The sequence below is a fragment of the Bacillus cereus group sp. MS39 genome (assembly GCF_040448665.1).
Lineage (GTDB): Bacteria > Bacillota > Bacilli > Bacillales > Bacillaceae_G > Bacillus_A > Bacillus_A wiedmannii.
Window position 1 is genome coordinate 3,131,006 of the sequence record NZ_CP123058.1, and the last position, 19,163, is coordinate 3,150,168.

Consider the following 19,163-nt stretch of genomic DNA (forward strand, 5'->3'; position numbering starts at 1 on the left):
TTATGAAAAAAAAACCTATCGTGGTCAAAGTTCCACCAAACTCAAAACTAAAAATCACATTTTTCGGTCCTTTTAACGAGGTAATTACAAATGTTTCTATAATTAATCAACTTTCCACACCTAAGTGTCAAACTATTACGCAATATCCAAACTATAAGAAATACGAAACTGAAGTACGATCATTATCCAATTGTTAATCATATTTTGATTAGCTAAACGACTTCAGTAAAAGACTAAAATTACTCATTTCATGATATTCTATTGATAATCTATTGATTTTTCACACATTTTTGTTAACCGAGCATATATTATCGTATGGAGATTATCCACTCATAAAACCTATCTTTCTTTAGAGCGTACTGTTTATGTATGCTCTTTTTTTATTTATCCCTCATCCTGTATATATAAACCTGTTTACTTTTATATTTCACAGGCGATCCCCCATCCTGCTTACTTATAAACAATTTAATCAATGTGAACTCAATAATACTCCTTTATTTATTATACTTTCACTCCTCTGTTACATTATTGTATTCACTCAAACATTATATTCATCTAATATATATCCCTTCTAAATTGACCATAGATGTATTAAAATCTTTATATACTCAAGGAGGTCAAATATGTTCAAATTGCATCCAATACTTCTCATCTTAGGATTTATTTTATTTTTATATAGTGTAATCGCCTTAATGTTATTCCTTTCCATACAATAGCAATACCTACACAAACCTTTGTTAAATATGTAATTTCTATATAGTAAAGAAAAAACGTAATTATACGGACATAAATCAAGATATCTTTTCTATTACGTTAGACAGCTAGCAAATGTAATACCAAAGAACTTTTACAACCATGTTACTCGTTTCGTTGTACGCTTTTTATTACCTGCAGAATATCTAATACTCATAATAAGCTAGCACTTTCAACCTTACTTCCTAGCATGTGAAATTCTCATGAAACAAACTATATTTAACCGATTTACTTATATATTTTAGAAAAACAATAATAATCCCCCACCATTTGGTGAAGGGGATTAACTAAACCTACTGAAAAGTGTTGTATTGTCTTCGTTATTCAGTTGGTGAAGGGAATCTTGCCGCTTCAAAGTGAACCGTATTCAAACCATTAACATTTTGTACAATTACTCCAGCAACACTACTCTCAGCAAAAACTTCAACTGAATCCCCTGCTTCTAATTGAAGAATAGACGTTACTGAAACATCATTGTTAAAAAATACACCGGTCCCAAAGAAATCATTATCAATTGCTATTGCTGGATTTCCATTCACACGAATCTCAACTCTAGCTCTGTAATTTACATTAAAATCATTTGGAGAAAATGTTATATTCCCTAATACACTATATACCCCTTTAGTCTTCGGAATAAAAATAGATGTTGCTGCATTATATTCATTCGCTAAATCAAACTGTTCATTTTGAAATAATACTTTAACTGAAGTATTTTCCGGAACAGATTGATTCATTGTATTAACAGCTCTAAATGCAGACGCCCTTACAAGCTTTTCTTTCTTATCATCACAACAATTCACTTTTACATACTTTCTATCACATTGACTATTTTTTCTAAAGCAATCATGACTTTTCTTTGTGTAATCTTTACAATACTTACAGTAATAATAAGACGTAGTAAGTCCCCCTTTAAATTTATTATTACATACTATGCAATATAGATTAGAATAGTTTGGACAAACTGTTACTATTTTCAATAGAATAAAATATCCCCACCATTTCGGTGAGGATTATTCTTTCTCTTTTGTTTACTCGACTTTATTTAATTGGAGAAGGGAATCTTGCAGCTTCAAAATGTGAGCCGTCTTCTGAAGGACTTAAAACTCCGTCTATGCTACTTTGTGCATAAACCTCAACTTGATCTCCTTCATTCAATTGAATAATCGTCGAAACACTTACTACATTTCCAAAACCTATTGGACCGAAAAAGTCATTATCTATAGCTATTGCTGCGTTTCCATTTACACGAATTTCTACACGAGCTCTATAATTTAAGCTAGGATCGTTTGGAAAGAAACCAATCGTTCCAATAATAGAGTAAACTCCCCTAGTCTTCGGAATAAAAATAGACGTTACTGGATTATACTCATTTGCTAAATCAAATTGTTCATTTTGGAACAATACCTTTACAAAAGTATTGGCAGGAACCGTTTGATTCACCGTATTTCTAGCTCTAAATGCAGATGCCCTAACAAGCTTCTCCTCGTTGTCATTACACTTACTCGTGCTCTTACAACAATCATGCTGTTTCTTTTTGTACTCTTTACAATACTTACAGTAGTAATAGCAAGACATACTAGTTCCCCTTTCATGCTTATTACTACATATTATGTAAGAGGGATTCGTAATGTTTGGACGAGCTATTGTTTTAGCACTATACTTGTCGCCTATTTATATACACTTGAGAGGAAAACATATTAATAAAAACACAACCTAGATGTATCGTGCAATCCATTCAAATTTAATGGATTGCACGATACATCTATTTTACGTTCCATACAAAAAAGAGCAAATCTACATTCGCTCTTTCCCACATATTTACGGCCCAAAACTTATCATCCAACCTAACATAAATCCAAATAAAGCAAACAACAGCATAAAAACAAATAAACTACATGCCCACAATGCATATTTTCGACTTTTGCTTTTTGTGATCATGCCTATGACTGAGCACACCACTCCAATACCAACTATTTGCAAAAAACCTTTACCTATAAATGTTTCTTGAATAAGCAATATAATGTTCAAATACAATAACGCTAGTAAAGCAATAATGAATGAAATAGTCCCCATCCACGATTCCTGTTTATAAATATGATTCTTTCTTTTTTTTAAGAATGCCAATTCCATAACCTCGCTTCACCTACTTTCAATTTTCTAACTTTTTCGTGGCTCATCAATTTTTCAACTTCTACTTTAGGCCCAGTTACAACTGCCCCGTATGTTTTCACCCCATTTTTTTCAAGGAAAGAAATACGCTTTGACAACTCTAATACTTTCGCTCTAGATAGCTTCACTGCTAAATCTTCATGCTTCTGTAATGACTTTAACACATCAATAAATTGTTCCTCATGAGGTGAATCACTTTCAAAAGCACCACTTGGCCTTGAAATCATATCTGCTGGAAAGCCAATCGGGGCTACATACATACCCTCTTCATTCGTTTGCTTCTCCTCTAATCCTGTATTAACGGCATACCACACAATATCAATAGTAGGAAACATATTCGTTACCTCTTGTACACTTAATAATTCTCTAAAAGATACAAATGCTTCTACAACAGATTCTTGCGGAAGACCCTTTAATACTTGCGCTTCTTCGCTACTATTATAGGACGCATTATAATTATTAGGATGAGACAACACCTCGTTATCTATATATGGGACTTCTGGAATTTTTTCATCTGTTGTATATTCACGGCTTACTTTCGTTGCTCTACTTAATACATAATCTGTTTTCTCTTCTCCTATTCGAATATCTTTCTTTCCTACCCTTTTATACAAATCAAAATGCAATTGCAAACTAAGCGGCAGCAATGTTTGCTCCATGTCCCTATCTTTCAAAAATACATTTGGTTCTGTTACACTTAACGTTTGATTTACTACATTCCGTATCTCCATTGCGTTTGTAGGTGCCACTGTATAATATAAGAGTGTAGATATATATATAATAGGTTGAATAAGTAGTAAAAAAGTAAATACAATCAAAACATTCGTAATACGCGCTCTTTTTTTACCTATTTTCAACACTTGCTCCTGTTTTCCATCAGGAAGTGAAGCCGGTCTTTGATGAAGAGCTTCTTGTAACAATTCTTTATAATCATCTTGTTCAGAATGAGGTTTATCATTTGTCATTTTGACTCTTTTCCTCCTTTAACAATTCTTTTAATCTCTTTCTCCCGCGAAATATGTGACTTTTATACGTGTTTACCTTTAAATCTAATACAGTAGCACCCTCTTCGTACGTTAATTGATGTACGTCACATAATAAAATAGATTGTGCCTCTACCACTGGTAAAGTATGAATAATCTGAATTAATTTTTCGTAACTATTTTTTGCGACTACATACTCTTCTGTAGATTCCCCTGCTTGTATTGTCTCTAATTCTTCCGTTCCTACAAAAGTTACTTTTTTCTCTTTCCTAACAAAATCAATAAACGTATGATATGCCACTTTAAATAGCCATGATTTTACCTTTTGGTTTTCATAGTCTTCTAGATAAAGATACGCCCGATAAAAAGTCTCCTGCATCAAGTCCTCCGCTACGTGATGGCTACGAGAAAGGGAAAATAAATACCGGTACACATCGTTTATATAAACCTTATATATTTCTTCAATCTCCATCCCCCTCCTCCTTTCATATATAACACGAATAAACAAATTAAAAAGTTGCATTATTTTCCCTTTTTTCTTTTTTATTATATAAAAGAAATATCATTTATACATTTTAATAACTATTTACAATTATAAATAAAATATGTGATGTTATGGCTGTAAATATCTTTCAAGATTAGAAAAAACGGGTCAAATCTTCTTTGTAGGTTAATAGTTATAAGACAATCGTCCTATTCGATATAACCACAAATAGGACTTCATTGCTACATCTCGATCTAATCCACGTAAATAAATGTTCATGTATCCTTTCATACAGAGCCACTAACCATCATTTTTCATGATAAAATAATCCCTATTTTTTCTTTAATCGGTATCATCTCATCAAAAAACACTTGTAATATGTACGGAGATTATCTCATCGACTATTTACAAATTGTAGTTGAGAACTATTTGACGCTTACATATCCCCCTCTCCATTTGCGGGTAATAAGACTCCCAAAAAATTTCGGAACATGCAAGAAAGATAGGTAGGAGCCGGATCGTCCGTATATGTCCAATTGGTGAGGACTAATAATCGGTTTGGGATACCTGCCCCTACTGATTAAACTTTCAATTTATAGATTAAATACAGTTCCATACGGGATAGTAAGAAAAGAACTTCCATACGGTGTGATTTGATGCACTGGGTAAAAATACTCCATAGATGAATAATACGGCTGGATACCTTGTTGCTGCATTTGCATTTGTTGTTGCATTTGTAACGCTTGTTGAACAGCTTGAACTGTACTTTGTGCTCCGCTAAACGTTATTGATGTACCATACGCTGGTCGCATACCTGCTTGGGTAGTAAAATATGAATAAAACATTATTTTCATCTCACTTCCGTAAAAGTAATTACAATTTATGTTATGATTTTTTATTTCAGTGGGTGTGGAGAATTAATCTATTAGCTTTGATTAAGTTTAAAGAATTTTTATTATCTGTTACACTTGCATATTTCATTTACAAGGTTCATCTACTAATACTAATTTAATTTTTGAAGGGGCATTTCATTAACAAGTTTCTGATAACTATTTTTTAAATTCGACCACTTTCAAAATTTTAGAAATGAATGTTCAAGATTACTAAAAATAGATTACTTATCTATACAACCTTCACAAAATAAAAACACCCTAAATGGATGCTTTATTTTTCACTACTTTTATTCATTAACAATAATTCAATTGTCCTCGTATTTCACCATTAGAATGTTGTACTGTATGAACATTAATATATATGTTTCCAGATATGATTTCATTTACAAGAGTACCTAATGTTTGACCCGCTAACGGCCCGACCAAATCTTCTTGAGTAATCATTCCCGTAAGAGTTGCACACTCTATTGAAACTGGATTTGTTATAGGTCCAAATAAAAAAGCTACAACAGGACCGTTCGTTCCTTTTGACCCAAGATGCAGATGGACAGCTACTACATCCTCTATATCGAATAAATCTAACTTGAATTTTAAGCTAAGCTTGTCCGGGCTTAATTTAAAGAAAGCCTCTCCTCGAGCATCTGTTTCTACTGGTGGAACTTCATTCCTGCCGCGTAACTTTGCAAAGAACATATTTACCACTCCTACGTTTTTATATACTCCTAATATATTCTTGTCCTTCATATATGGTGTTAATAAATCAGCTATTAGTCTACTTAATTTTTTTATACTATAGGTTAAATTATCAATTCTATTAAATCCACTAATTTGACTATTTCATATTACAATTTTATTCATATACTATATTAGATTACTCGAAAGGAGGCGAAAGTATGGAAAGCTGTGTTTTGTTCGTTAATGGACAACCTCTTTTAGTGGTCTCAGTCGCTGGAATCGAAATTGCTAGATTAGAACTTTCTCTTCAAGTAGCATTGACCTTAATAGCATTAGGAATTCCAATCTGTGCATAAACGTTAGGTATCTATTCAAAAGAGAGCTTAGGCTCTCTTTTTTATTTATATCTTTCCTTCACAACAAAAAAGACACCACTAAAAGCATGGCATCGCGTAAAATAACTGCTATTTGTTTAATCATTTCTTCACTAGCAACCCTAATTCATGTAGAATTTCTGAGAACGAATAGCCATATGCAAAACCTACAATACGAATCCCTGGAATCCATCTATGTTCTAAATTTTCATTGTATGTTTTCTTATAATACTTTAATTTAGAATCTATACTATATTTGTCGTCAATAATTACTTCATCGCTATGAAATCCATCCATTTCAATCTGAACAGCTACGTACTCTGCTCCCTTAATAAAGGCTTTATTATAACACTTTTCTAATTCTTCTAATGTCACTCCCATTATTAACCTCCTTTCCAAATGGGTGTTTTGTTCAATAAAAAAGAGCATCTAGATCAGTAGATGCGAAGATATATAAAAGGTAAGCTCTTTGAGTATTTAATAGATTATAAACTGGTTGCTTGTCCTACAATATATTATATGATTTTCATATAAAAATGGTTCATCAAAAAACAAGGTGAAAATTACTCATTGTCATTTTAGAAAATAGTTACATTTTAATTTTTTAAACTAGTCTATCAATCGCTCCCTTCCAACTCCTCATTTTCTTCACGTATTTGTCCAATTAATGAAATTACAGAACCTATGGCTTGTACCCAACTTCCTGCTATTTCTATCAGCTGTCTTCCTTTATTTTTTCATTCGGTTCACTATTCACTTGAGTGTTTGAATTTTTTCCATTTATATTACTTTTCCTATAAAACAAAGTAGTTTTTGCAAATAGATGATTTCTTCACTAGAACACTTAATAAATTACTCTTTTATGTTTTAAGTTAAGAAAAATATATTTCCATTTTGTTTTCTAGCCTTACTTACACTTCCTGTTAATAACCAAGTATTGATTATACGTCCCATAAGAACGTCTCGATTTTCTAAACATGTACTTAGAAGAAAAATATTCCTGAACATTACACAAATACTCCAATCGTCATTACAAGCGTTAAATGATTTAATCATTGCAGTACAACCAAATACTCCAAATAAAAATTTAGTTATACGAACTATCACTCAATTAATCAATTCTTTGCCTACTACATCTCTTACTCAAATCTCTGCGTTATTCCAATTTCTATTCCAAAATTTATCTTCGCTCATTAGTTGTTCAAATCTATCCGACCCATTTCTGCAACAAACATTCAGCTTAATTTTACAAGGAACCTTGAACAGTTCACTCTTAAATAATACTGGACCTAAATGAAATCAAGGGCCTAAAGGAGCAACTGGAACTGTTTTTTTGCGTTCCTTAAAAACTTCATATTCATAGCCCCCCTTGTATGAAATGAAGTAACTGATTAACTTTACGAACTTGAAAAACAGTCACAAATTATCTATATCACTCTCTAATCATATTTTCTAATCTTCTAAAATTCTTTTACAAAATAAAAAAGCAGCTGTTAAGCTACTTTACATTCGTTTTATCCCCAAGTGAAATGATATATATATTCTCCCGTTACCCTTTGATTAATCCCATTAATTCTAGCAAACCTCATTAAGTCCGCCCCTTGAAGAAAATACATCGCAAGCATTACTGGCACTTGTGACCACATAAACTGATAAAGCTCCTCGACTCTCAAGTTTGTCGAAACAATTAAATCATTTACAGGTCCTTGATTCCATACAGAAGTTCTAACTGAAATAAACGGAAGATCCTTCCCATTAACCACTATTCTTGCCATGCTTTGAGTTATGTCCACATCAATTCCCTCCATCATTACAAAAATCGGACCTGTGTATTTACTCCTATGGTTATAAATATTCTCGACTTTTATAAATGACTAAGGCAAACCTCTATTTTTCACTTCTATTCAAATGAATTTATTTATTACAGTAAAAAACAAATGAAATTTTAATATTACTCTCCCTCAACTTCCATGTGTATGAACATCGGTTTTTCTAGCATCTAGTTCACCTCCTTAAAAATGCAGGATTTCCCTTTCCAATATTGAATTAGTAACATTTGGAAAGGAGGTGTAACATGGCGGAAATTAAAGTGGGACTTACACAATTTTTAGACTTCACACTGAAAAGTAGTGCAGCTAAAACAAATTTTGTAAAGAATTTAAAATCTCAACCTGAATATCACCCGGTTTTTGATTACTGGAAACAATTACGAGAAACTGTTATTAAATTTCATAAAAACGAACTACCTTTTGACTGTTTTGAAACTTTAGTACAAACTGTTGACCAGAAGAAAAAGCAAAACTACATTGATGTTATAAAGCAGTACAAAAAATTTATTAAAAACAAAGACGTCTCTTGGTTTGATCCAGGTAAATCACATTGGTTATCAGATAATTTAATCGTCCGCTCATCGCCTGAACTCGGTTTGCTCATTAATGATGAGCCGCATCTTATTAAACTATTTTTCAAAGGAAAAAAAGAGCGAATTGATAAATATAACATCAACTCAACACTGACATTATTAAATGAATCAACATTTTCAAATGAATATAACGATGTGAATTATACTGTCCTTAACATCCAAAAGAACAGAATGTATACGAATAACTCTATTAATAATGATCATTTAATAGCTCTTGAATCAGAAGCCCACCAGCTTTCTTATTTATGGAATAAGGTGTAAAAGGGTATAGGTATCTCTTTCAATACCTTGTTCATGCGTAATTTGGGCACAATTTTCACAAATCCAATTCGTTTCTTTTAATTGAAGCTCACCTTCTTGTTTCTCACAAACAATGCAAGGTGGGCGTTTTTGTTTCTTCACCCATTTCAACATCCTAATTCCCCTGACTTCTTAACCGCTAAATAATTCCTAAGATGTTCTTATGATCCCTTTCGCGTTCCACATCATGTTTTTTCTTTCACTCTATACAGTGCAGCAATTTCCCCTCTTGTTAGTCACGCTTCTTTCACTCATATTACTTTTTTGGGTTGTGATTATTGCTGAAACTCATATAACGCCGCCCTAATCTCTTCTCTCACAACTTCACGAATACGTTCTTATAACGATTCCTCTAAATTCATACATGCATCCCCTACATCTTTTTTTGAATTTCCTGCTTGTTGTTTCATTCACTCATAAAATTTATGAGTAATGATTATCCACCGTTTACCTTCTCTAAGTACCAGAAAGAGATTGCTTGTTTTATCCGACATTACATTTCAGTCGCTTCATAAACATCTCATAAAAATATGTGAGGAAAAGAACGTTATAGCAATGGCTATCATGAATACAATTTAAATTATCCTACTTATAATAGTAACCTTACAATTCAGAAGTTTGACACAACCCTAGAAAAAGCTTATAAAGAAAAGTGAGGTTCCAACCTAAAATATTAATAGTGAAAAAGGAGAAACAAAACATGAAAGAAATCAAATCTGAACAGGAATTCAAAGACATTATCGCAAGTGAGGAGCCAGTAGTTGTTAAGTTCTTTACTACATGGTGCCCAGATTGTGTGCGTATGGACAACTTTATCGGAGATGTAATGGAAGAGTTCAATAAGTTTGAATGGTATTCTATTAACAAAGATGAATTCCCAAGTATCGCTGAAGAGTATCAAGTAATGGGTATTCCAAGTTTACTTGTATATCAAAATGGTGAGAAACTAGGCCACTTACATAGTGCTAACGCAAAAACTGAAGAGCAAGTTACTGAGTTTTTAGAAGCATACTAAGATTAAAACCCTCTGAAAAATAATTTCTAGAGGGTTTTAATCTTTTTTCACAATTATCTTTCGTAGTTGTTTCGTCATTTCTTCAGAAGTGTAGTATACAGTTTCTTCATGACCAATGTACATAATTACACTCCTTTCCCCTTCATCTCCGAGGTATAAATGGATACCCTTCGTATCACTATTTTCATATGTAATTAGTATATCGTATTGTGGTGTTTCGCCTCTTTTCTTTTGTTTTTTCATGCCATTAAACATATTATTAATTCCATTGATTATTTGTTTGTCTTCCATGTTTAGAAAATAATTTTCATTTAATCCACCGTATCCATTAAAAGTAGATATGGATACTTTAGAAATATTATGTTCCTTCACATTTTCGTTATTTGATGAATTACACCCAATCATTATAAGAACAATACATAGTAAGAAAAATATTAGTTTTTTCATCCTCTTACCCTCCTACCCTTTAATTGTAAAACAATCCCAATTAATTTCACACCCTAACTTTGCACTTTACAACATATTTTTCCTTCACGAAACTTTGTTATCCCCTTCTTAAAAACCTAAAAAACGTCAACAATGTTTGTATAGACCCACACGAGTTTCGTTTGGTACTCTATTTATAGAAAGAAATTCCTTGTAGAAAGGTGAGTGATTAAAATGGATACTCTTTCTCATAAAGAAGCTGATAAAGGTGCGATTGTCAGCATTATGGCCTACATATTTTTATCCTCTATGAAAATCATCATCAGTTATATTACCCTCTCTAGCGCATTACGTGCTGACGGTTTAAATAACTTAACGGATATCGGTGCTTCTTTAGCGATATTAATTGGTCTAAAAATCTCTCGTAAACCTCGTGATCCAGATCATCCTTATGGGCATTCGCGCGCAGAACAAATTGCATCACTTGTTGCTTCTTTTATTATGGCAACGGTCGGTTTAGAAGTTGTTATTAGCGCCATTCAATCTTTTTTTAATCCGAAACAAGCAGCGCCTAATGTACTTGCTGCATGGGTAGCCTTATTTTCTGCTGTCGTTATGTACTTTGTATATTTATATACGAAAAAGATTGCAGCACGAACAAAAAGTAAATCATTAGAAGCCGCTGCAAAGGATAATTTATCAGATGCTCTCGTAAGTATCGGTACAGTAGTAGGTATTGTCGGTTCGCAATTCCAAATGCCTATTTTAGATCCTATTGCCGCTTTAATTGTCGGCCTTATTATTTGTAAAACTGCATGGGAGATTTTCGTAGAAGCTTCTCATATGTTAACGGATGGAATCGATCCAGATAAGATGGAAGAGTATGCTGGTGCTATTGAACATATTGGTGGCGTGGAAAACATCGTAGACATTCGCGCTCGTATGTACGGGAATCAAACGTACGTTGATATTACAATCGAAGTAGATGCTCGTATGGATGTTGGTGAAAGTCATTGTATTACTGATAACATCGAGGCTATGCTCCGGAAAAAGTTTGGCATTTACCATGCACACATTCATGTTGAACCAATGGAAAAAGAACCTATTATGACATAGGTTCTTTTTTAATGAACGCTTTATGAAATATAACACATAAAACGAGCCAGCTACCGCCAGCTGCCCATCCTGCTAATATGTCAGATGGATAGTGAACGCCAAGATATATTCGGCTAACTGAAATAGATAATACAACAAAGCTCGCTATAAAAATAATCAACAATTTTTTATGCAATGTAATACGTTCTTCTGTAATTGTGACGTATGCAATAAATCCTAAAAAAGCAGTAGCATTCATCGTATGACCGCTCGGAAAACTATATCCAGTTGCAGTAACAAGCTGCGTTACATCAGGTCTTGCTCGTTCGTACCATAGTTTAAGCATACTGTTTAAATAACGAGATCCATAATAATTAATTGTTAGAAGTAATGCACTAAGCAACTTTTTTCTAACGAGAAAATACATTACAAGAATGATGAGTAACGGAAAATATATTCTTTTGGAACCGATAAAAGACACCCAAGTAAAGTAGGCTGTCAAGTAATCGTTTCGAAAGCTTTGAATAAAATGCGCGACTATATTGTCAAATTTCTCAATACAAGCGGTATGATACGAAAGTGATAATACGACAAAACAAATGAGTAGCGTAAAACTTAACAAGTATAAATGTCGATATCGTTTCACATACATAACCTCACTATGCAAAAAAATGGAGCGGTTGTTTTAGTTTTCCTCTCCATCTCTTTTTTATGCATAGTTTATTAAAAAATATAATTGTTAATTTTTTCTTGCATTGTTGGAATATCTTCGTTCGTTACTGTAAAGCGAACCACTTTCTCGTCAAGATCAAGCGCTTCCGCAAATAAACCTGCTAATCCGCGAGATTTTCTGTCTACTTCCATAATAATTTCTAAGCGATCGTAAGCGCTTGGTAAGATTAATAATTCTAGTTCATCTAATTTCCCATAATACTCTCCGGAAACAGGAACAAACTCAAATTCTTGTGCAAACGGAACTTGCTTACGTAATCGATACGGTAATTCTTCACATTCTATATGGCGCGCTTTAAAACCTAATTGATTTACACTCTCTAACACACTATTTAATAGTGCATTAGGCAACACTTGAATGTAATCACGATCACTTGGATCTATACTGCGTTTAATATCAAGACCTGTATGCACCCAAACGGTTTTCATTCCAAGTGTAAGCGGCGTTTCAACTGGCATTATAAATGAAAATGGAATTTCTTTTTTTTCATTCGGCTCAACAGAAAAAGGTTCTGTTAAACGAACTCGCTCTAAATCATATGTTGCTGTTACTTTTTTATCATCCACTTCTCGTACATACGACGTCGATAACGTTAAGTAAATGCTTTCAATTTGTTGGCTAACTGAACCACCAGTTATATGAACCTTCCCTAGTATTTCTTCTCCAACAATATACTCATCTTTTTCAAGAACTGTATCTACTTTTGCATTACCAATACCAACACTTGCTAAAAACTTTTGAAACATGGAACCTCCATCCTTTCTAAAGCAAAAGCTATATCTTTTTTTAAATCTTGTACATTCTCATAGTACGGCGTTTTTATTTGTAACATTCGCATAAGCATCTCACGGTTATAATTTTCCAAAGTTAATTCGTCATACCATGGTTTTTCATGTTTTTCATTAGATTCATAGCCTGCATATAATAAAAATAACGAGAAATGACCAAGCGCATAAAAATCGCTACGAAAGTGAACTTCTCGCATCATAGCTTGTTCACCTTCATAAGTTGTAGCTCGTTCATCACCCTCACCCTTCAATTTAGCCAAACCAAAATCAATAATACTAATTCGATTTTCTTTCATTAATATATTCGGAATACGTAAATCTCGGTGAATAATACCTTTACTATGAAACACCGATACAATTTCTAATATTTCATATAAAATTTTAAAAACTTCACGTTCTGTATATGCATGCCCATCTAAGAAAATATAATCTTCGAAATTTTTACCAGGCATATATTCCATCACGAAAAAGCTTTTTTTCTCCCATACGAAATGATCATATAAACTAGGAATTGCATGATGATTTAATGTTTGTAAAATCATTTTCTCTTGTTCAAATGATTTTCTACCAGACTCATATCTTTGTTTACTCTGTCTTAATTGTTTTAAGACTTTATATCTATTTATTTGTAAGTCATTAACGACATATGTAACCCCATAACTGCCCATTCCAATTACTGATTCAATTTTATAACGTTCTGCAACGATTGTATTTTTTCGCAGTGGTCTATCAAATAAAGCTAGTATACGACGCCATTTCATCAGCTACTTGAAAAGAAGCTACGACTTTTACGTTTTCTTTTATAATGCTGATGCCCATAACCAGATGAACGTCGTTTATAATCGCTACTTGAATAAGAGCGACCTCTATGGCGATAATCACTACTAGAATACGAACGATTTTTTTTCCTACCTAATAAAGAATCAATAATTTTTTTGAACATCCCTTCACCTCTTGAGTAAAATTTTCTTTTAATTATACCAATAATTTCTGACTTTATTTGTGACAAGTTTGTAAAGAGTAAAAAACGACGAGTTAAGCCCGCCGTTACTTTCACTCATCCTCTTCATCAAAAACTTCATCAATCATACATTTCTCTAATAAATACTCGAATGTAATATCTGCGAGATCTTCAATTTCTTCTCGTTTTGGGACGTACCCTCTTTCAATTAGTTGCTCATAAAAAAACTCCGCAATCTCTTCCGTATCAATTACGACCTCAATTTCCTTCATGAGCATCACTCCTTTATTTCTGTTTTATGAAAAAATCTCAAAATTATGTATATGAGATTAGAAAAATAGTTTTTCTTTTTTTATAGGTCATATCCTTTGGACGAGATGCATACGATGGTAGTACAAGCTATCAAAAAGGGGGATTTAATTATGGAATACCAATATGAGGTAGAACAAGAAGTAGGGCAAACAAAAGAAGAGTTCATGCATGAAGATCAATGGGCAGACTCTCTTATTAAATGGCTTTTTATTTTTTTAATAATTGTAGGCATACCTTATACTGCATATGTTGTTGTTCAATTCATTCTCTCTTTCTAGTTAACTATTTTTTCTCTGTCAATTTAACTAAATAATTATGAACAACATCCATAACAATTTTGTATTCTTCATCTTTAAATGTATCGAATAACAATTGATAATCGTTATAAATATCAAGTAATCCATCAATGATCTCTTGACGATTTGTCTTAACACTCACTTTTTTTGAGTTGTTAATTGACTTTAATTTCCCTAAATCTAATTTATTCATACCAGCTTTATCTTGTTTCATTTTCTTCAAAATTGCATTTGCCGTTTGAGCATTAGCAAGTAACGTTAAATCTGATTCATCCGCTTCTAACCATTCACCATCCGTAATTCGTGACAATTCGTATATAGTATCTTCCCATGCGTCATTTTTATATCTCCATACTTCTGTACGAAAACCAACAATACGAAACACATCTTTATCATATCCTGTTACTTGCACGAGATCACCAAATGTGAAATTATAGTTTAATTCAATCCACTCAGTTTCACCTTTTTTCATATCTTGCTCTGAAACGTGCTGCAACGTTTGCTCTACGTAAAACCCATCGTGATTATTGACTTCGTAAACGTAAACTCCATCTAAAACCTTCATATTTGTGATTTTACCAACGGTTCCATATAGCGTAATCACGACTATGTCCCCTACGTTATATTTAGGTTGCTTTTTTCTCGCCATCTATATCTCTCCTTTTTTTGACGTCGTGATTTTGATAACAGTATATGCAACCTACATAAAAACGCTTATCACAGAAGCGTATATTCATAAATTTTTTCAATAAAAAATATCACCGTATAAAAAAATTATTTACAACGTAAAAAAAAGCTAGCAAATAGACTAGCTTCACGTCAAAAAATTCATATAGTTCTTATCTCTCTTGTATGTATAAATCCCAAGCTTCATCAAATATAGACATACTTTCTAGCAATCCACTTAACTCTAAGTATGAACTAATTTCATCATAATCTTCAGATTGCTTTGGAAAGCTTAAATCATCATACATTGCTTCTGCTAAATTCGATACTTCATTACTAAATAAAGCTGCACGATGCTTCATCATATAGTGGTAAAATGTCTTTTTCAAAAATATTCCCTGCCTTTCTAACTTGGATACATTATACAAGGCAAAAAAGAAAAAAACCAGCATAAAAGCTGGTTAAAAGTCGAAATAATTTCTTTTTAATAGACGTGGTCTTCCCATTAATTCTTCATATGTTAGTTGTTTTGGTAAATCTTTCGTATAAATTAGAAACAATTGATCTTCTATTTCTTTCACTGTTTGATCTGCTTGATAGTCCATACCACATGAGGAACAAGAAATGCATGGTGTCTCTTGGATTTCAATGGCTTTCGTACCATCTGGTAATTCCCAATATACAGTATTCAAGCTTTCTTTCGCTTCTGTACTGTCACACCACATACAATTCATACTGCATCACCCTCATTTTTTTTGTCGTTTTCTTCTAATTTAGCCATTTGCGATTGATACTTTTTATCTTTAAGTTGATCACGCTTATCACGTTTATCTTTTAGTGATGCATGAGTGTCATTATCTTCATAGTCTTTACGACGGCTCATACGCTGTAAGTCGTCTGGAACAAGGTTAAATTTCTTATCACTCATAAGACCTGCGATACCAACATCTGAACGTTTTTCTTCGTAGTTTGGATAGATTTCCTTAAAGTACCCTTCTGCTCTTCCTGGGATATAGCTCTCTGGCTCTGGATACGTTGTAATAACACCTTCAAAGTTACGAAGCACAACTTTATCTGCACTTTGCGAAATTAAATAGTTTGGTTGAAGCGCAATTTTTCCGCCGCCTCCTGGTGCATCTACAACGAATGTTGGAACCGCATAACCAGATGTATGACCGCGTAAACCTTCAATAATTTCAAGACCTTTAGATACTGGTGCACGGAAATGACCAATACCTTCAGATAAGTCACATTGATAAATGTAGTATGGGCGTACACGGATTTTTACTAAGTCATGCATAAGTTTTTTCATAATTGGAACGCTGTCGTTAATACCAGCTAAAATTACTGCTTGGTTTCCGATTGGAACACCAGCATTTGCTAGCATTTCACATGCTTTTTTCGATTCCTCTGTAATTTCAATAGAAGTATTGAAATGTGTATTTAACCATACTGGATGGTATTTTTTAATAATGTTACATAAGTTTTCTGTAATACGCTGCGGGAATACTACCGGCGCTCTCGTTCCGATACGAATAATCTCGACATGCGGAATCTCTCGTAAATTTTTTAATACATATTCTAAAATTTTATCGTTAATAAGAAGACCGTCACCACCAGAAATTAATACATCTCGTACTTGTGGTGTATCACGAATGTAACCAATTGCATCATCTAATTGTTTCTTCGGCACACCCATTCCAATTTGTCCACTAAAACGACGGCGCGTACAATAACGACAATACATAGAACATTGATTCGTTACTAAGAACAATACGCGGTCTGGATAACGATGTGTTAGCCCTGGAACTGGTGAATCTTCATCTTCATGAAGCGGATCTTCTAAATCATATTTTGTTTTATATAACTCTTCCGAGATCGGTACAGATTGCATCCGAATCGGACAGCGTGGGTCATCAGGATTCATTAACCAAGCATAGTACGGTGTAATATTTAACGGGATCGTTTTTGTTGAAATTTTAACGCCTTCTTCTTCTTCAGGTATTAAATTAATCACTTTCTTTAAGTCATCCAAAGTTTTGATCGTATTCGTTAATTGCCAAACCCAGTCATTCCATTGCTCTTCAGTAACATCCTTCCACAACTCGATATCCTTCCAGTGACGATTTGGTTTGTATACATCATGTAACATTGCTATTCCCCCTTTTTATACGCTCATCCTTTATATAAGCAATAGTTATGCCAACTCTACATTATTGATAAGTAAATGTACGGAGAACGCTATTACATAAACAAAAAAATATTTGTAAGCACTGTATATGAAATCCATACATACTATCATATTCATTACTTTTTATATATGTAAACACGCTTTTATTGGTGCAAACACACAAAAACCGCCAATTATTCGGCGGTTTTGTCGTACTTACTCAATTTATATTGAAGCGTTTGGCGAGGGATACCTAACATTTTTGCAGCTTGTAATATATTGCCTTCCGTTTCAAGTAACGCTTGATCTATTAATTCCTTTTCCGTTTGATGAAGTGCTTCTCTAAGTGGCAATATGCTCTTCTTCTTTGGCAGATTCTCTTTCCGAAATGTACGCGGTAAACAATTGGCTGTTAGTGTATCCCTTTCTGCAATAATGACAGCATGTTCAATTGTATGTTTTAGCTCACGAACATTGCCAGGCCATTGATAAGCTTGTAGTCTTTCTTTCGCTTCCTTATCCATTTGAAGTACACCTTTTTTATAACTTTTATTATATTCGTTCAAAAAATAAGACGCTAATAATAATACATCCTCAGTTCTTTCACGTAGCGGCGGAATATATAATGAAAAGACATTTAATCGATAATATAAATCCGTACGAATTTTATTCTCTCTTAAACATACTTCTGGTGGCTGATTCATTGCGGTAATAACGCGAACATCTACTTTTCTCGTCTTATTATCACCAATTCGACGAATTACACCATCTTCTAATACACGTAGCATTTTCGCTTGTAAATCGAGAGGCATTGAATTCAGTTCGTCTAAAAACAATGTCCCACCATCTACAAGTTCAAATAATCCCGCTCGTTCAATTGCCCCAGTATAGCTACCTTTCGTCGTTCCGAATAATAAACTTTCTAATAACGACTCTGGCAAAGCTGCGCAGTTTTGTGCAATAAATGGCTTGTTCTTCCGTTTAGAAGCTTCATGAATCGCTTGTACAAATAACTCTTTCCCTGTTCCTGTTTCCCCATATATTAAAACATTTGCATCAGTTGGCGCTACTTTTTGTGCTAATTCTTTCGTCTGTTTAAATCGAGCATCATCCGTCACGATCGTCTCAAATGCAACATGCTTTTTAATTGCTTTTTTTCTAGATGACCGCTTTATTTTTGACTGCAAATCTACAATTGTATCCGTAAGTTTTTGAACTGTAGAATAGTCCTTTGCAATTTCAACAGCTCCAGCAATATTTCCATCTATAAAAATAGGTAACGTCGTATTTACTGTACAAATGTCTTCCCCATTTAAATTTTGATAATGCTGAACTTGATGAACAATTGGTTTTTTTGTATCTAACACTTTCATTAACGTACTTGTTTCCCTAGATAAAGAAGGAAACGCTTCTAACAAATGTTTACCTAACACTTTTTCAATTTTTGATCCATCGTGTTTCGCAGCTACAGTATTATAAAAAATTGTAATACCATTTTCATCTACTGCGTGTATAGCCTCATCAATACTGCCCAAAATCGCTTCAATGACTTCTTGTGTCGAAACTGCTAGCAATGTCATCCCCCCTTTTGCCGAAAATCCAGCAATCACACGCCGAATTTCCGGCATACCTATATGCGATTATAAGC

Annotated in this window: 27 protein-coding genes and 1 pseudogene; 7 read left to right on the forward strand and 21 right to left on the reverse strand. The window is 33.4% G+C overall.

Annotation, left to right across the window (positions count from 1 at the left end; genetic code table 11):
- The first annotated feature begins 2 nt into the window (after nucleotides 1–2).
- Complete coding sequence (locus QEP67_RS16380; RefSeq protein ID WP_000729007.1) at nucleotides 3–197, forward strand: hypothetical protein; 195 nt, start codon at nucleotides 3–5, stop codon at nucleotides 195–197.
- An 876-nt stretch (nucleotides 198–1,073) separates the two neighbouring features.
- On the opposite strand, the gene QEP67_RS16385 is transcribed toward QEP67_RS16380, so the two are convergent.
- The 7 genes from QEP67_RS16385 to QEP67_RS16415 form a co-directional block, all read right to left on the reverse strand.
- Nucleotides 1,074–1,685, reverse strand: a complete 612-nt coding sequence (locus QEP67_RS16385) for a hypothetical protein (protein WP_061672177.1) — start codon at nucleotides 1,683–1,685, stop codon at nucleotides 1,074–1,076.
- 106 nt (nucleotides 1,686–1,791) lie between these two features.
- Entirely contained in the window at nucleotides 1,792–2,328 is a 537-nt protein-coding gene (locus QEP67_RS16390) for a hypothetical protein (RefSeq protein WP_001278094.1), read from the reverse strand.
- Nucleotides 2,329–2,571: 243 nt separating this feature from the next.
- Nucleotides 2,572–2,883, reverse strand: a complete 312-nt coding sequence (locus tag QEP67_RS16395) for a hypothetical protein (RefSeq protein ID WP_000417667.1) — start codon at nucleotides 2,881–2,883, stop codon at nucleotides 2,572–2,574.
- Entirely contained in the window at nucleotides 2,865–3,887 is a 1,023-nt protein-coding gene (locus QEP67_RS16400) for an anti-sigma factor (protein WP_048566468.1), read from the reverse strand. Before QEP67_RS16400 ends, QEP67_RS16395 begins: the two co-directional genes overlap by 19 nt.
- Nucleotides 3,877–4,377 carry a sigma-70 family RNA polymerase sigma factor gene (locus QEP67_RS16405; protein WP_033714735.1) on the reverse strand — a complete coding sequence of 167 codons (501 nt, stop codon included), beginning with the start codon at nucleotides 4,375–4,377 and terminating at the stop codon, nucleotides 3,877–3,879. Before QEP67_RS16405 ends, QEP67_RS16400 begins: the two co-directional genes overlap by 11 nt.
- Nucleotides 4,378–4,982: 605 nt before the next feature.
- Nucleotides 4,983–5,234, reverse strand: a complete 252-nt coding sequence (locus QEP67_RS16410; RefSeq protein ID WP_000500107.1) for a DUF3947 family protein — start codon at nucleotides 5,232–5,234, stop codon at nucleotides 4,983–4,985.
- A 342-nt stretch (nucleotides 5,235–5,576) separates the two neighbouring features.
- The gene (locus QEP67_RS16415; RefSeq protein ID WP_000464533.1) at nucleotides 5,577–5,975 is read right to left on the reverse strand and encodes a CHRD domain-containing protein; all 399 of its coding nucleotides are present in this window, start codon (nucleotides 5,973–5,975) and stop codon (nucleotides 5,577–5,579) included.
- Nucleotides 5,976–6,175: 200 nt separating this feature from the next.
- Here QEP67_RS16415 and QEP67_RS16420 point away from each other — a divergent pair, with 200 nt between their 5' ends.
- Nucleotides 6,176–6,313 (forward strand): DUF3956 family protein, encoded by a 138-nt coding sequence (locus tag QEP67_RS16420; protein ID WP_000443219.1) that lies wholly within the window; start codon nucleotides 6,176–6,178, stop codon nucleotides 6,311–6,313.
- 120 nt (nucleotides 6,314–6,433) lie between these two features.
- Here QEP67_RS16420 and QEP67_RS16425 read toward each other — a convergent pair whose 3' ends face one another.
- Nucleotides 6,434–6,712, reverse strand: a complete 279-nt coding sequence (locus QEP67_RS16425; protein WP_000539239.1) for a hypothetical protein — start codon at nucleotides 6,710–6,712, stop codon at nucleotides 6,434–6,436.
- 631 nt (nucleotides 6,713–7,343) lie between these two features.
- Here QEP67_RS16425 and QEP67_RS16430 point away from each other — a divergent pair.
- Nucleotides 7,344–7,619 (forward strand): annotated as a pseudogene (locus QEP67_RS16430) (collagen-like repeat preface domain-containing protein); the annotation flags it as partial.
- Between the two features lie 226 nt (nucleotides 7,620–7,845).
- Here QEP67_RS16430 and QEP67_RS16435 read toward each other — a convergent pair.
- Nucleotides 7,846–8,199 carry a hypothetical protein gene (locus QEP67_RS16435; protein ID WP_046955713.1) on the reverse strand — a complete coding sequence of 118 codons (354 nt, stop codon included), beginning with the start codon at nucleotides 8,197–8,199 and terminating at the stop codon, nucleotides 7,846–7,848.
- Nucleotides 8,200–8,405: 206 nt separating this feature from the next.
- Here QEP67_RS16435 and QEP67_RS16440 point away from each other — a divergent pair, with 206 nt between their 5' ends.
- Nucleotides 8,406–9,014, forward strand: coding sequence for a hypothetical protein (locus QEP67_RS16440; protein WP_000807970.1), 609 nt, complete (start codon nucleotides 8,406–8,408; stop codon nucleotides 9,012–9,014).
- Here the strand turns inward: QEP67_RS16440 and QEP67_RS16445 are convergent.
- Nucleotides 8,997–9,167: a hypothetical protein gene (locus QEP67_RS16445; RefSeq protein ID WP_000922286.1), complete on the reverse strand. Its 171-nt coding sequence runs from the start codon at nucleotides 9,165–9,167 to the stop codon at nucleotides 8,997–8,999. The two genes, QEP67_RS16440 and QEP67_RS16445, sit on opposite strands and share 18 nt — an antisense overlap.
- A gap of 586 nt (nucleotides 9,168–9,753) precedes the next feature.
- Between QEP67_RS16445 and QEP67_RS16450 the strand changes: the two genes are divergently transcribed.
- The gene (locus tag QEP67_RS16450) at nucleotides 9,754–10,068 is read left to right on the forward strand and encodes a thioredoxin family protein (RefSeq protein ID WP_000658777.1); all 315 of its coding nucleotides are present in this window, start codon (nucleotides 9,754–9,756) and stop codon (nucleotides 10,066–10,068) included.
- A 36-nt stretch (nucleotides 10,069–10,104) separates the two neighbouring features.
- On the opposite strand, the gene QEP67_RS16455 is transcribed toward QEP67_RS16450, so the two are convergent.
- Complete coding sequence (locus tag QEP67_RS16455) at nucleotides 10,105–10,515, reverse strand: hypothetical protein (protein WP_000733264.1); 411 nt, start codon at nucleotides 10,513–10,515, stop codon at nucleotides 10,105–10,107.
- 213 nt (nucleotides 10,516–10,728) lie between these two features.
- Between QEP67_RS16455 and QEP67_RS16460 the strand changes: the two genes are divergently transcribed.
- Nucleotides 10,729–11,610 carry a cation diffusion facilitator family transporter gene (locus tag QEP67_RS16460; RefSeq protein ID WP_000380378.1) on the forward strand — a complete coding sequence of 294 codons (882 nt, stop codon included), beginning with the start codon at nucleotides 10,729–10,731 and terminating at the stop codon, nucleotides 11,608–11,610.
- On the opposite strand, the gene QEP67_RS16465 is transcribed toward QEP67_RS16460, so the two are convergent.
- From QEP67_RS16465 to QEP67_RS16485, 5 genes are all read right to left on the reverse strand, one after another.
- Nucleotides 11,600–12,235 (reverse strand): phosphatase PAP2 family protein, encoded by a 636-nt coding sequence (locus tag QEP67_RS16465; RefSeq protein ID WP_000833364.1) that lies wholly within the window; start codon nucleotides 12,233–12,235, stop codon nucleotides 11,600–11,602. The genes QEP67_RS16460 and QEP67_RS16465 overlap by 11 nt on opposite strands.
- A 77-nt stretch (nucleotides 12,236–12,312) precedes the next feature.
- Nucleotides 12,313–13,068 (reverse strand): sporulation protein, encoded by a 756-nt coding sequence (locus tag QEP67_RS16470; RefSeq protein ID WP_048563103.1) that lies wholly within the window; start codon nucleotides 13,066–13,068, stop codon nucleotides 12,313–12,315.
- Nucleotides 13,050–13,871: a serine/threonine-protein kinase gene (locus QEP67_RS16475; protein ID WP_000872030.1), complete on the reverse strand. Its 822-nt coding sequence runs from the start codon at nucleotides 13,869–13,871 to the stop codon at nucleotides 13,050–13,052. Before QEP67_RS16475 ends, QEP67_RS16470 begins: the two co-directional genes overlap by 19 nt.
- Nucleotides 13,871–14,053 carry a hypothetical protein gene (locus tag QEP67_RS16480; RefSeq protein WP_000473373.1) on the reverse strand — a complete coding sequence of 61 codons (183 nt, stop codon included), beginning with the start codon at nucleotides 14,051–14,053 and terminating at the stop codon, nucleotides 13,871–13,873. Before QEP67_RS16480 ends, QEP67_RS16475 begins: the two co-directional genes overlap by 1 nt.
- Nucleotides 14,054–14,163: 110 nt before the next feature.
- Entirely contained in the window at nucleotides 14,164–14,343 is a 180-nt protein-coding gene (locus tag QEP67_RS16485; RefSeq protein ID WP_000658451.1) for a YozD family protein, read from the reverse strand.
- A 150-nt stretch (nucleotides 14,344–14,493) separates the two neighbouring features.
- Between QEP67_RS16485 and QEP67_RS16490 the strand changes: the two genes are divergently transcribed.
- Nucleotides 14,494–14,661, forward strand: a complete 168-nt coding sequence (locus QEP67_RS16490; RefSeq protein ID WP_000456535.1) for a DUF3930 family protein — start codon at nucleotides 14,494–14,496, stop codon at nucleotides 14,659–14,661.
- 4 nt (nucleotides 14,662–14,665) lie between these two features.
- On the opposite strand, the gene QEP67_RS16495 is transcribed toward QEP67_RS16490, so the two are convergent.
- The 5 genes from QEP67_RS16495 to rocR all read right to left on the reverse strand — a co-directional run bounded on the left by QEP67_RS16495 (nucleotide 14,666) and on the right by rocR (nucleotide 19,095).
- Nucleotides 14,666–15,328 carry a hypothetical protein gene (locus tag QEP67_RS16495; protein ID WP_000101496.1) on the reverse strand — a complete coding sequence of 221 codons (663 nt, stop codon included), beginning with the start codon at nucleotides 15,326–15,328 and terminating at the stop codon, nucleotides 14,666–14,668.
- A 190-nt stretch (nucleotides 15,329–15,518) separates the two neighbouring features.
- Nucleotides 15,519–15,734, reverse strand: a complete 216-nt coding sequence (locus QEP67_RS16500; protein WP_000750728.1) for a YozE family protein — start codon at nucleotides 15,732–15,734, stop codon at nucleotides 15,519–15,521.
- A 72-nt stretch (nucleotides 15,735–15,806) separates the two neighbouring features.
- Entirely contained in the window at nucleotides 15,807–16,079 is a 273-nt protein-coding gene (locus QEP67_RS16505) for a YokU family protein (protein WP_000995761.1), read from the reverse strand.
- Nucleotides 16,076–17,497: a lysine 2,3-aminomutase gene (ablA, locus tag QEP67_RS16510; RefSeq protein ID WP_000902132.1), complete on the reverse strand. Its 1,422-nt coding sequence runs from the start codon at nucleotides 17,495–17,497 to the stop codon at nucleotides 16,076–16,078. Before ablA ends, QEP67_RS16505 begins: the two co-directional genes overlap by 4 nt.
- A 212-nt stretch (nucleotides 17,498–17,709) precedes the next feature.
- The gene (rocR, locus tag QEP67_RS16515) at nucleotides 17,710–19,095 is read right to left on the reverse strand and encodes an arginine utilization transcriptional regulator RocR (RefSeq protein ID WP_080349946.1); all 1,386 of its coding nucleotides are present in this window, start codon (nucleotides 19,093–19,095) and stop codon (nucleotides 17,710–17,712) included.
- Between the last annotated feature and the right edge of the window lie 68 nt (nucleotides 19,096–19,163).

Coding starts and splice junctions, on each gene's coding strand:
- QEP67_RS16440 (WP_000807970.1), top strand. CDS start 8,406: ATGGCGGAAATTAAAGTGGGACTTACACAATTTTTAGACTTCACACTG.
- QEP67_RS16450 (WP_000658777.1), top strand. CDS start 9,754: ATGAAAGAAATCAAATCTGAACAGGAATTCAAAGACATTATCGCAAGT.
- QEP67_RS16415 (WP_000464533.1), bottom strand. CDS start 5,975: ATGTTCTTTGCAAAGTTACGCGGCAGGAATGAAGTTCCACCAGTAGAA.
- QEP67_RS16460 (WP_000380378.1), top strand. CDS start 10,729: ATGGATACTCTTTCTCATAAAGAAGCTGATAAAGGTGCGATTGTCAGC.
- QEP67_RS16420 (WP_000443219.1), top strand. CDS start 6,176: ATGGAAAGCTGTGTTTTGTTCGTTAATGGACAACCTCTTTTAGTGGTC.
- QEP67_RS16455 (WP_000733264.1), bottom strand. CDS start 10,515: ATGAAAAAACTAATATTTTTCTTACTATGTATTGTTCTTATAATGATT.
- QEP67_RS16495 (WP_000101496.1), bottom strand. CDS start 15,328: ATGGCGAGAAAAAAGCAACCTAAATATAACGTAGGGGACATAGTCGTG.
- QEP67_RS16380 (WP_000729007.1), top strand. CDS start 3: ATGAAAAAAAAACCTATCGTGGTCAAAGTTCCACCAAACTCAAAACTA.
- QEP67_RS16445 (WP_000922286.1), bottom strand. CDS start 9,167: ATGTTGAAATGGGTGAAGAAACAAAAACGCCCACCTTGCATTGTTTGT.
- QEP67_RS16405 (WP_033714735.1), bottom strand. CDS start 4,377: ATGGAGATTGAAGAAATATATAAGGTTTATATAAACGATGTGTACCGG.
- QEP67_RS16390 (WP_001278094.1), bottom strand. CDS start 2,328: ATGTCTTGCTATTACTACTGTAAGTATTGTAAAGAGTACAAAAAGAAA.
- QEP67_RS16475 (WP_000872030.1), bottom strand. CDS start 13,871: ATGAAATGGCGTCGTATACTAGCTTTATTTGATAGACCACTGCGAAAA.
- QEP67_RS16485 (WP_000658451.1), bottom strand. CDS start 14,343: ATGAAGGAAATTGAGGTCGTAATTGATACGGAAGAGATTGCGGAGTTT.
- QEP67_RS16400 (WP_048566468.1), bottom strand. CDS start 3,887: ATGACAAATGATAAACCTCATTCTGAACAAGATGATTATAAAGAATTG.
- QEP67_RS16470 (WP_048563103.1), bottom strand. CDS start 13,068: ATGTTTCAAAAGTTTTTAGCAAGTGTTGGTATTGGTAATGCAAAAGTA.
- QEP67_RS16425 (WP_000539239.1), bottom strand. CDS start 6,712: ATGGGAGTGACATTAGAAGAATTAGAAAAGTGTTATAATAAAGCCTTT.
- QEP67_RS16490 (WP_000456535.1), top strand. CDS start 14,494: ATGGAATACCAATATGAGGTAGAACAAGAAGTAGGGCAAACAAAAGAA.
- QEP67_RS16410 (WP_000500107.1), bottom strand. CDS start 5,234: ATGTTTTATTCATATTTTACTACCCAAGCAGGTATGCGACCAGCGTAT.
- QEP67_RS16505 (WP_000995761.1), bottom strand. CDS start 16,079: ATGAATTGTATGTGGTGTGACAGTACAGAAGCGAAAGAAAGCTTGAAT.
- ablA (WP_000902132.1), bottom strand. CDS start 17,497: ATGTTACATGATGTATACAAACCAAATCGTCACTGGAAGGATATCGAG.
- QEP67_RS16480 (WP_000473373.1), bottom strand. CDS start 14,053: ATGTTCAAAAAAATTATTGATTCTTTATTAGGTAGGAAAAAAAATCGT.
- rocR (WP_080349946.1), bottom strand. CDS start 19,095: ATGACATTGCTAGCAGTTTCGACACAAGAAGTCATTGAAGCGATTTTG.
- QEP67_RS16395 (WP_000417667.1), bottom strand. CDS start 2,883: ATGGAATTGGCATTCTTAAAAAAAAGAAAGAATCATATTTATAAACAG.